This is a genomic window from Enterococcus sp. ARL09-542 (genome assembly GCF_005234805.1).
Classification (GTDB): Bacteria; Bacillota; Bacilli; order Lactobacillales; family Enterococcaceae; genus Enterococcus_D; species Enterococcus_D gallinarum.
This window is the reverse complement of sequence record NZ_QPQX01000017.1, coordinates 40,815-50,722: the sequence shown is the minus strand read 5'-3', so window position 1 is coordinate 50,722 and position 9,908 is coordinate 40,815. Positions and strand designations below refer to the sequence as shown.

The window sequence follows — 9,908 nt, the reverse complement described above, 5'->3', positions numbered from 1 at the left end:
AAGAAAATACAACAACTGAAGAACGCGATCGTATCAAGGCATTAGAAAAGCAAGTCCGATCCCTTCAAATTGAGAATACCTTTTTAAAAGAATTGAGGAAGCTTAGAAAACAGGAAGTCTAACAAAGACGAACGAATCAATCGCACGAATCATCGACAACCTCCGAGGATCATTCAAATTAGTTGAGCTTCTTGAAACCTTGAAATTTCCTGAATTAACCTTTATGTATTGGCAAAGACGATTTGATCGAAGAAATTCAGATCAAGAAATCGAAGAGGAAATGCTTAAAATAAGAAGTCAATATAAAGATTATGGATATTTACGTATGACAAAGGAATTGTGGGACCGTGGGTTCCATGTTAACAAGAAAAAAGTACAACGTTTGATTCGAAAGCTGAGTATTGAAGTACGATCATTTACGAGAAAATATCGCCGCTATAATACTTATCGTGGAAGAATCGGCATGATTACAAAAAATCGAATTCATCGACGCTTTTACACAAGCAACTGTCATCAAAAGGTTACAACAGATACGACAGAACTAAAATATTTTGAAATGGATAAATACGGTGCCAATCGTGAAAAGAAGCTGTATCTTGATCCATTTTTAGATATGTACAACAGTGAAATTTTATTTTATCGCATTTCTGAGAAGCCAAGTGCGTTGGCTATCATGGAAGCTTTAGAGGAAGCTATCTGCGCAACGGAATGTATCTATCGTCGAACTTTTCACTCCAATAAGGATGGACCTACCAAATGAAAGCTTATAGTCATAAGTTGAAAGAACATAAGATCTTCCAAAGTATGTCCCGTAAGGAGACCTGCTTAGATAATTCGATCATTGAGAACTTCCTTAGTCTATTAAAGCAGGAAATTTATTATGGAAGAGACTATCGTATCTTTGAAGAATTGAAGCAAGCCATTGATGGCTATATTCATTACTACAACCATGAGCGTATGAAAAGGAAACTAAACTGGCAGAGTCCGGTGCAATTTAGAGTAATAGCATTCAAAGCTGTCTAAAATCATCAAGAAAAGCAAAGAAAAACGGAGTGAATTTTCTCCACTCCGAAAACATCTATCTTTTTTAGGTCACTACAGAATCAATTCTGATTCATCAGACCCATAAATTATAGATCCTAATAATTTATACCATGCTCTTTTTACTCATATTTACATTTATCTTTGGGTATTTTATGGTTTAAGTTGATGTCTGATCTAGTTTTATTCTGGATTAATTAACCTAATAATCCAATATAAACTCCAACAATACTAAAGACGAAGATAGCAAGTATAATCCAAAGAACCTTTACTTTTTTCTTTAATAGAAAGTAAACAAAGAATGTTAGCCCCAATGAGAGAATTCCTGGAAAAATATCATCGAGCATTTGCTGAACATTTATTTCTCCACCTTTTGATTTAAATACGGCGGGAATAGTAAAGCGTACCAGAGATGAGGTCATGGCTCCAATTGACATTAAACCTACGATAGATGCTGCTAACGAGAAACTTTCAAGGTAATTGTTCTCAAATGCTTTTTCAATGGCGTTTGCTCCCATCCGATATCCAATACGTAAGCAGCCATATCTGCCAAGAAAATGTAACAGCGTATAAATTGAAAAATACAATATTGGACCTAAAATGTTTCCTTGGGCAGCTAAAGATAAGCCGATGCCAGCAGCAATAACGCGAAATGTTCCCCAGTAGAAACTATCACCAATACCAGCTACAGGCCCCATCAATGCAGCTTTTATCGATGAAATTGTTTCAGTTTCAAATTGATCTGTTTTTGCATTTTCTTCTTCAAGTGCTAATGACATACCCATAATAAAGGTTGAAATATGAGGCGTTGTATTAAAAAATTCCGTATTTCGGTAAACAGCTTCATAATATTTTTCATCATTCCCTTGATATATTTTGTTTAAAGCAGGTAATATAGAAAAACTATATCCCATTCCTTGCATATCAGTGTATGACTCGGATCCCTGTAAAGCAAATGAACGCCAGAAAACCTTGTTTATTTCTTTTTTAGTTAATTTAGAATCTCCCATAATTATCACTCTCCCTTTAAATATTTACAGGATTGCGTTTAGTTTGGATAACTAATAAAGCAACCATAATTGCAGCAACAGCTACACCAACTACGGGGACTCCTAAATATGCCGCTAAAAGGTATCCAATGAAAAAATAAGGAACTGATTTTTTGTCAATCATTCCTTGAATTAGCATGGCAAATCCAACAGCGGGGAGTAAACCAGAAGCTACGGTGAAACCGGTCATTAATTTTTCTGGCATAATATTTACAAAACTTTCTGTAGCATTGGCACCAAAATATACTACTAAAAATGTAAGTACTGCGGAAGGTAAGCGAACGATTAATGGAAAAAAATGCCACTTCTGAAAAGATGATAATTTGCGGTTTTCAATTGCTTTTCTACCTTGTGAAACGGTAAAGGAGTTAATCGTAAAAGCCAACATGTTTAATCCTTGTGCCAATACAGCGAAAGGCATCGCCAATGTAACAGCTACATCAGCACCTGCTCCACTTTTTATTGCTAGAGCCGTTGCAATAGTACCAGCTACACCTACATCTGGTGGTAGTGCAGCACCAATCGTTACAATGCCAATAAACATTGCTTCTAATGCTGATCCTATCAAGATGCCTTGATGGAGATCCCCTAAGATAAGTCCAACAACAGGTCCAACTATTATCGGTCGATTCATCATAGATGCCCCAAAATATCTTTCATCTATTGTCGTTAAATACCCAACTATGCCAATTAAAATGCATTCAATCATTCTTATTCCCCACCTTCTAATAAATCTTCGCTTTACCAGTTGGAGTAGCCTGCATAATTAATTTGAAGCCGGACTCCTTTAATTTTGCTAAGTAGTTTTTGTCTTCTGATGTGATAGCCACATACTCGTTAACTTTCTCTTTTCCCTCGGCGTACCGTAAACCACCGATATTAATTGAATCGACTTCCCCTGGGATAGCGTTTACAATTTCAAATGCGCTTTTAGGGGAACTAGTGACTATCATCAAATTTTGATTTTTCCTTTTTTCAAAGGTACTTAAAAAATCTGCTGAAGTAATAATATCTAGTCCCGTTGATACAGGTTTTGCTAATGATAAAATCATTTGTTTCATTTTGTCATTAGCAGAGGCGTCATCAACTACAATAATGTAGTCAGCAGATACGGACTTAGTCCAAGCCATTGCAACTTGACCGTGGATCAGGCGATCGTCAATTCTTAATAGTTTAATCATTATCTTCTACCTCCATTAATTCTGAACAGTTTATAATGCTCTTTTGGCTTTCAGCAATAATCATGGAAATTTTTTCTCTCAATTTATAATCTTCAATGTTCATACTTAATTCCATAATTAAGGACAAAGTCATACCTGCAATTACTGTAATTTTTTTTGTTAATTTTTTTTCGTAAACATAATTCATCCAATGATTATTTACGCTACCACCAAGTAAATCAGTGATGACAAGGACTTTATCAGTTCCATCGAGAAGAATATTCGTATCTTTTTCAATATCATAGTTATCGTCTGTGTATGCAGTCATTACTTTTATGAATGGTGCAGGGCCAAGGATATATTCGACTGTCTCTTTCATTCCTTTCGCTAAATTTTTGTGGCTTGCAAGAATAATTGTGTACATAATCCACCTCCATTTATTTATAAATAATATACCATTGGTAATCTAAATGTCAATAAATTATTTCGTATTAAGAATAAATAAAATACCTTTGGTAATTAGTTGGGCGAATCTAAAAACTTTAACTAAAATTCTCTTTTGTAAATTTTTTTGAACGCGGCTATCGTGGTGATTTTTTATTTCTGTTTGTTTAATGAATTTGTAAATTAGGAGGTGATTTTTGTGATGGTGTAAACAAAGCCTATAAAAATGAAGTAAAGCATTGTGTTTTGTCCAGATGTCAAATCTTTTATGTATCGGTTGTATGTATAGTATGTTACACCCAAAATAGATAACCCAAGTCCAAATGGAGAGACAGATGTTCTTTATATTACTGGCGAAGACATGAAGTATTCTTATAAAATATCTAAAAATGAGTATAAGTTTAAAGAAAATAATTTATCTATATAAACTATTCTGCTTTGATTAGCAAGTCTTTCAATTGGTAAAATATTATTTGAATAGATGGGATATGGTTTATTATTTTCTAAATGTCAAATTAAGTTAGACAATTGCTCCTCACTTATGTAACTCAAAAATACTTCTAACGATGTTCGATAATTTAAAGATTTCCTTGGTATATGATTTCTTTTGGAGGCAACCGCCGCCACAAATTTTTGGTCAACCTGATTGAAATCCATTGTATTAGGAAGTCCGTCTTTACGTAACAATCCATTAGAATGTTCATTTAATCCCCGTTGTGACAGCGTTCCAGGATCTGCAAAATAAATAGAAATATCGTTAGCATTACTCATGTTTTTCCAATTCGAAAATTCTTTTCCGCAATCAAAGGTAATGGATTTGAACAAGTTTCGGGGAAGCTTTTGTAGCCAGTCAGTTGTCACTTTTTCAATATCTAGTGCTTTCCGTCCTTCGGGTTTTAAAGTAATAATCACTTTTGACAAGCGCTCAACCAGCGTGATGACAGCACTTTTATGATGGACACCCACAATAGTGTCGCCTTCCAAATGTCCAAATCCCTGTTGAAATTCAGGATAGTCCGTGAGACGTTCTGAAATATTCTGTTTGAAGGCTTGTTTCCCTCGACGTTCTTTATGCCCGTTGGGTTTCCGTTTTCCTTTCATGGGTAGTTTCGAGCAATCAAATTAGTTTGTTTTAAACTTGCGATAAAGGGTTCGAACAGAACATGAAATTGAAAACTCAGCACGACCGATAATCACATCGGGTGTCCATCCTTGCGCCACCTTGTTTCGGATATACGCATCTTGTTCTGCTGGCAAACAAATGGGTCGTCGGCCGCACCGTGTTTTATTTTTTTGATATTGTTGGTAATAGTCATGGATAGATTGGCCTTGTTTCAGGAAGTTGTACACATTGTAGATGGTCTGTCTGGAACGATTTAAGGTCTTAGCGACTACGGTAACAGATTGATGCATATTGAAATAGGCTTCTATCATCACGAGTTCATTTGTTGTAAGATGGATATAGGTCATTTGTCTTCACTCCTTATAATTCTTTGGTCGGAACTATTTTGAGTGTAGCACAAATGACTTTTTTAGTTGTCTAGCTTAATTTTACAATCTGCGTTTAATAAACTCTCAGTGGGATAGTTTGACACCGTATATGACTCCGGTTGATTTGATTGAATTCAGATGATTATACATACTATAAATTTCTCTATTATGTTGCCATTTGATTTGAATAATGCTGAAAGAAGGATTTTAGTCTATAACGAACAAGGGAATAAAACCAATAAAAAAAGATATAGAATATCAATATAACAAAAAGAGATTGTGACATAATTCTCTGAAAAAAGCTCTAGAAATGACGAGTCATTCGTCATTTCTGGAGCTTTTTAGGTAAAATAAAAGAGTACGAGAGGATACTCGCACTCTAAATCATTCAACCCTTGAAAGGATCAAAATCATGCATACAAATTATAACATGAATCAACTCACTTTAGATATCACAACTTCTTATTCCAAAAGAAGATAGCACCGCTGGGTTTGTCAATGAACTCGTTGAAACCCTTGAAATCAACGAGCCGTATCTTTTTGGCCGCCCTAGGAATTGTGATTTGAGTGCCATGTTAAAATTGGTTCTTTTCGCATATTGAAAATGATTGAAGAGGACTATCGGTATTACAAAAGACAATATAACCAGCAGGTGAAAAAATGGAGAAGGTAATTCCGAAAAAAGCTTCTTTTGGCGATTGGGAATAATTGTTGGTAATGGAGGAATAAAATGGATGTTTATGCAGACGTTTGATGTCTACATCAACATCCATTTTTAATACTCGAAGGTTCGTTGTTGAAAAAACTAACTTTTCTTCAACAGAGGATTTACGTGCAAATCAAGCCGAGTATTTCTTCAATAATCTTTGTTTGACGAAACTGTATAAGGCAGTAAAGAAAGCAAGTCCTAATGTTAAGTAGCCCAACGGAACACAAAAGAACGCTGGTTCAATCAGCATTCCGCTTGAATCGAGGTAAGAACCGACTAGGATGAAAGTCGAAAATAACAAAATACTCAAGAAAAGAAATATACAAGGAATAATGAATTTTTTCATGGTGTCTCCTTCTTTGTTTTTCTAGATTATATAGAATAGAACCTAGGAAAAGATAAGTGTGACAAAATTGATAGGTGTGAAAGGCATTGAGATATCAACCAGCTTTATCCTTTGGAGTATGCTATTGTGATTAATGAGACAGAGGATGTGGGACCAGACGATACTGAATCAACGGAAATTGTTCTAAACCACCATCAAATAGTAGTTTTTCTAGTATTTGAAGGTGATTTTTTTATGTTCGAAAGTAACTGTAAAAAAGATAAATAATCGGCAGTTATTCTTTCACATAAGTAGGTTGGATGCAGGTGAGAGAAGTTTATTGTATGAGAGGAAGATTGGTAATCTAACTATAGTTTTATAACTAATATCAGTTTAAGCTCGATTATTTTTGTTTCAAAGTAAAATTGGAACAGAAATATAGAATAGACATATTGTAGCCGATAGTTTATTATGCTTCTAGACACGTTGAACTGGAGGGGAAAATGAAAAAGAGCGCTAAAGATCGAGTTTTTGATGAGCTGATACGACTAACAGGGAACAAGTCTTCTGTCACTGCCGAGAAAATTTCGAAGAATCTAGGTATCTCTCGTCAGAATGCCAGCCATTATTTGACGAGATTAGTGGAAGATAAAAAGGTCGAGAAATTACCGGGAAAGCCTGTTTTGTGGAAGCCTTTAGATGAATATGCGATTGTAGATAATACGGAGCAAATAAACGAAGCCTTTCATTCTGTGGTGGGTCATGACGGAAGTCTGAGAGAGGTCATTCAAAAATGTATTGCAGCTGTCAAATATCCGCCTAACGGACTCAGTGTATTAATAAATGGAGCCACGGGGGTTGGAAAAAGTTTTTTAGCCACAAAAATTTTTGAATACGCTATCCACGAGCAAACTATTGAAGAAGATGCACCATTTGCTATTTTAAATTGTGCCGATTATGCGGACAATCCCGAACTGCTTTCGGCAACACTGTTTGGATACAAGAAAGGGGCCTTTACGGGGGCTGAGAAGGATACAGAGGGGTTATTGGCAACAGCCAACAATGGCTATCTTTTTCTTGATGAGGTCCATCGTTTGTCGAAAGAAAATCAAGAAAAGCTCTTTGTTTTTATTGATACTGGAAACTATCGTCCAGTCGGTGAAAATGTAAACTGGCATTCTGCTAAGGTTCGTTTTATCTTCGCCACGACGGAAAAAAGTGAAGATTATTTATTAGACACCTTTGATCGACGTATTCAAATCAGTGTTATGTTGCCAACTTTTGAAGATCGTCCCATTCGAGAACGGTTAGAGCTGATTCAATTATTTTTTCAAAATGAAGCGGATATTTTACAAAAAGATATTATTGTTTCAAAAGAAGCTTTGTCTCTAATGTTATCTCATCCCTTTAGTGGGAATATTGGTAAGCTGAAGAATATCATTAAAATCAGTTGTGCGGATGTGTACAGTCGAACACGGGAAGAGCCATTAACGATTGGGAAAAATGAGATCTTGATTCAGTTAAATATGCTGGAATCCGAAGTAGAAAGCTTGCCGATTGCTAGTTTATTGATAAAGAAAAATCAAAAGATAAAAACGGATCGAATCAAACCGTTTGATTATGATTCGATTTTGGAAAAAATTACTCAGCTGATAAATGAAGGTAATTTCAATGAAAAGTTTTCTTCGATAAAGAATGAAGTACAGCATTTGGTGCATCACATTGATAAGGATTCTTTTTTATCAATGAGTAGAAAATTGATGATTCAGATGTTTAGAAAGGTCTGGGTATCCGTTTTAGGAAAAACGTACGGATTGACGACGAGTGGACCTGTTGCAGAAATTATTAGCAGATCCTATGTCATTTCCCCAAGCTATAAGACAGACTTAACCGGGATAAATCGTACATTAGCTGCAAATCTACCTCGGACGACTTACTTATGTAATCAGTTCTTGGAGCATTTACCACCGCTCTCAGAAAAGTACGAGAACTTTCTAAGACTGCTTATTGTCGTGACTTTATCTGATTATGTAGATGAATCCATCGAGCTGAAGGGCCTGTTGCTTGCTCACGGAGATAGTACGGCTAGCAGCATTCAAGCAGTAGTGAATCAATTATGCGGCAATTATGTTTTTGAAGCGTTGGATATGCCAGTAGAGAGTAATGTGTCAGAGATTGTCGAATCGACAAGGAATTTCGTGAAACGGCAAGTGAATACAGATAGTCTAGTGCTGATCGTAGATATGGGCTCTTTAAATCAAATCTACACACAGATCAAGAACGATTTAAAAGGAGAATTACTTCTTCTGAATAATTTGACGACCTCCATTGCACTTGATATTGGCCTGAAGATGACGATGAATGCGCCATTTAAACAGATTGCGGAGGATGCAGCAGACAAGTATTCAATCAATGTTCAATACTTTGAAGGCTTTTCTCAAAGTAGCAACATCATCATTTCCTGCATGTCGGGATTGGGTATCTCGGATAAACTGAAGGATGTTTTTCGTCATCATTTATCGGATGAGTCCATCGAAGTTTTCACGAAGGAATACAGAGAACTACGTGAATTAATCGACCAAAATGATGAAACTTATTTTGACAAGACAAAATTGGTCATCACGACTTCGGATCTTCCACGTTCCTTTTCAATTCCTAATATCAATGTGTATGATATTTTAGATGGTGATGGAGCAGCCAATTTGAAGCATATTTTGAGTTCTGAGATGAAGCCGGTAGAATTTAACCGTTTGATTCAGGAGCTGATAAAATTCTTTTCATTGGAAGGAATCGCAGACCGTTTGAACTTTCTGAACCCAACAATCGTGATGAGTGAGGTGGAAACAGTCATTTCTAAATATGAAAATTACTATCATTTCACTTTAAATGGCCGCGTAAAACTAAATCTTTATATGCATACGGCATTGATGATGGAACGTTTATTCTTGGCGCGGACAGAAAAAGCAGAAGAACCAAATTATGATATGAAACCAGATGAAGATGAATTTTATTATGTTTCGAGAAGTATTTTTCAATCAATGGAGATGAAATATAATTTTAAAGTCAATGCTTATGAGCTTTCGCTGCTCTATGAATTATTAGGACCGTATATTCAAAAATAAAGTGTCTAAAAAAGTGTCTAATCTGATTTTTTCAGGTTAGACACTTTTTTTTTTGTGAATTAACGTGATTAAACCAATGTTTTTAAAAGTTGGCACAGGAATTGCTTATATGAAAGTGAACAGAAAGAAAGGAATTAACCATATGAAGAAAATTCTAATAGCGACTCACGGTCACTTAGCTTCAGGCTTTCTTAGCAGTATTCAATTACTGACGGGGAAGGTTCAAGAGATTACGGTGATTAATGCTTATGTGGATGAGTGTGATTATGAACAGGAGTTGAATGTATTTGTAAACCAGGTGAACGAGCAGGATCAGATTTTTGTTTTTACCGATTTATTTGGCGGAAGTGTCAATCAGAAGATTACCAAAACCTTTTTGGAGAAAGAGATTGCTGTAACTATTTTGTCTGGCTTTAATCTGCCAATTCTGCTCGAAATAGTATTGGCAACCAAGGAATTAACAAAGGAGGATATTCAGGAACTGGTAAATAAATGCCAACAGGAAATAAAGATGACCATTCTTGATGAGGTACATGTAGTAAATGAAGAGGAAGATTTTTTTTAGGA

The 9,908-nt window shown here is 35.5% G+C and carries 7 protein-coding genes and 3 pseudogenes; 4 read left to right on the top strand and 6 right to left on the bottom strand.

Features of this window, described 5'->3' with window-relative positions:
- A pseudogene (locus DVW06_RS14690) lies at positions 1 to 1,023 on the top strand (IS3 family transposase); the annotation flags it as partial.
- Between the two features lie 215 nt (positions 1,024 to 1,238).
- Here the strand turns inward: DVW06_RS14690 and DVW06_RS14685 are convergent.
- The 5 genes and pseudogenes from DVW06_RS14685 to DVW06_RS14665 form a co-directional block, all read right to left on the bottom strand.
- Positions 1,239 to 2,051 carry a PTS system mannose/fructose/sorbose family transporter subunit IID gene (locus DVW06_RS14685; protein WP_060805085.1) on the bottom strand — a complete coding sequence of 271 codons (813 nt, stop codon included), beginning with the start codon at positions 2,049 to 2,051 and terminating at the stop codon, positions 1,239 to 1,241.
- A 16-nt stretch (positions 2,052 to 2,067) separates the two neighbouring features.
- A complete protein-coding gene (locus tag DVW06_RS14680; RefSeq protein WP_137264815.1) occupies positions 2,068 to 2,799 on the bottom strand; it encodes a PTS mannose/fructose/sorbose/N-acetylgalactosamine transporter subunit IIC in 732 nt (243 codons plus the stop codon).
- 16 nt (positions 2,800 to 2,815) lie between these two features.
- Positions 2,816 to 3,271 (bottom strand): PTS sugar transporter subunit IIB, encoded by a 456-nt coding sequence (locus tag DVW06_RS14675; RefSeq protein WP_060805081.1) that lies wholly within the window; start codon positions 3,269 to 3,271, stop codon positions 2,816 to 2,818.
- The gene (locus tag DVW06_RS14670) at positions 3,264 to 3,674 is read right to left on the bottom strand and encodes a PTS sugar transporter subunit IIA (protein WP_060805079.1); all 411 of its coding nucleotides are present in this window, start codon (positions 3,672 to 3,674) and stop codon (positions 3,264 to 3,266) included. The genes DVW06_RS14675 and DVW06_RS14670 overlap by 8 nt, the downstream gene beginning before the upstream one ends.
- Positions 3,675 to 4,204: 530 nt before the next feature.
- Positions 4,205 to 5,164 (bottom strand): annotated as a pseudogene (locus tag DVW06_RS14665) (IS30 family transposase).
- A gap of 433 nt (positions 5,165 to 5,597) precedes the next feature.
- On the opposite strand from DVW06_RS14665, the pseudogene DVW06_RS17855 reads away from it, so the two are divergent.
- Positions 5,598 to 5,784 (top strand): annotated as a pseudogene (locus tag DVW06_RS17855) (IS1182 family transposase); the annotation flags it as partial.
- A 240-nt stretch (positions 5,785 to 6,024) separates the two neighbouring features.
- On the opposite strand, the gene DVW06_RS14655 reads toward DVW06_RS17855, so the two are convergent.
- On the bottom strand, positions 6,025 to 6,240 hold the full coding sequence (locus tag DVW06_RS14655; RefSeq protein WP_137264814.1) for a DUF3955 domain-containing protein: 216 nt from the start codon (positions 6,238 to 6,240) through the stop codon (positions 6,025 to 6,027).
- Positions 6,241 to 6,722: 482 nt separating this feature from the next.
- On the opposite strand from DVW06_RS14655, the gene DVW06_RS14650 reads away from it, so the two are divergent.
- Together DVW06_RS14650 and DVW06_RS14645 are read left to right on the top strand one after the other, a co-directional pair.
- Positions 6,723 to 9,341 carry a sigma 54-interacting transcriptional regulator gene (locus DVW06_RS14650; protein ID WP_137264813.1) on the top strand — a complete coding sequence of 873 codons (2,619 nt, stop codon included), beginning with the start codon at positions 6,723 to 6,725 and terminating at the stop codon, positions 9,339 to 9,341.
- 64 nt (positions 9,342 to 9,405) lie between these two features.
- Positions 9,406 to 9,906 carry a PTS sugar transporter subunit IIA gene (locus DVW06_RS14645; protein ID WP_281515164.1) on the top strand — a complete coding sequence of 167 codons (501 nt, stop codon included), beginning with the start codon at positions 9,406 to 9,408 and terminating at the stop codon, positions 9,904 to 9,906.
- Positions 9,907 to 9,908 lie beyond the last annotated feature (2 nt).

Excerpts from the sequence above, each read along its gene's own strand:
- DVW06_RS14685 (WP_060805085.1), bottom strand. The coding sequence starts at position 2,051 with ATGGGAGATTCTAAATTAACTAAAAAAGAAATAAACAAGGTTTTCTGG.
- DVW06_RS14680 (WP_137264815.1), bottom strand. The coding sequence starts at position 2,799 with ATGATTGAATGCATTTTAATTGGCATAGTTGGGTATTTAACGACAATA.
- DVW06_RS14675 (WP_060805081.1), bottom strand. The coding sequence starts at position 3,271 with ATGATTAAACTATTAAGAATTGACGATCGCCTGATCCACGGTCAAGTT.
- DVW06_RS14670 (WP_060805079.1), bottom strand. The coding sequence starts at position 3,674 with ATGTACACAATTATTCTTGCAAGCCACAAAAATTTAGCGAAAGGAATG.
- DVW06_RS14655 (WP_137264814.1), bottom strand. The coding sequence starts at position 6,240 with ATGAAAAAATTCATTATTCCTTGTATATTTCTTTTCTTGAGTATTTTG.
- DVW06_RS14650 (WP_137264813.1), top strand. The coding sequence starts at position 6,723 with ATGAAAAAGAGCGCTAAAGATCGAGTTTTTGATGAGCTGATACGACTA.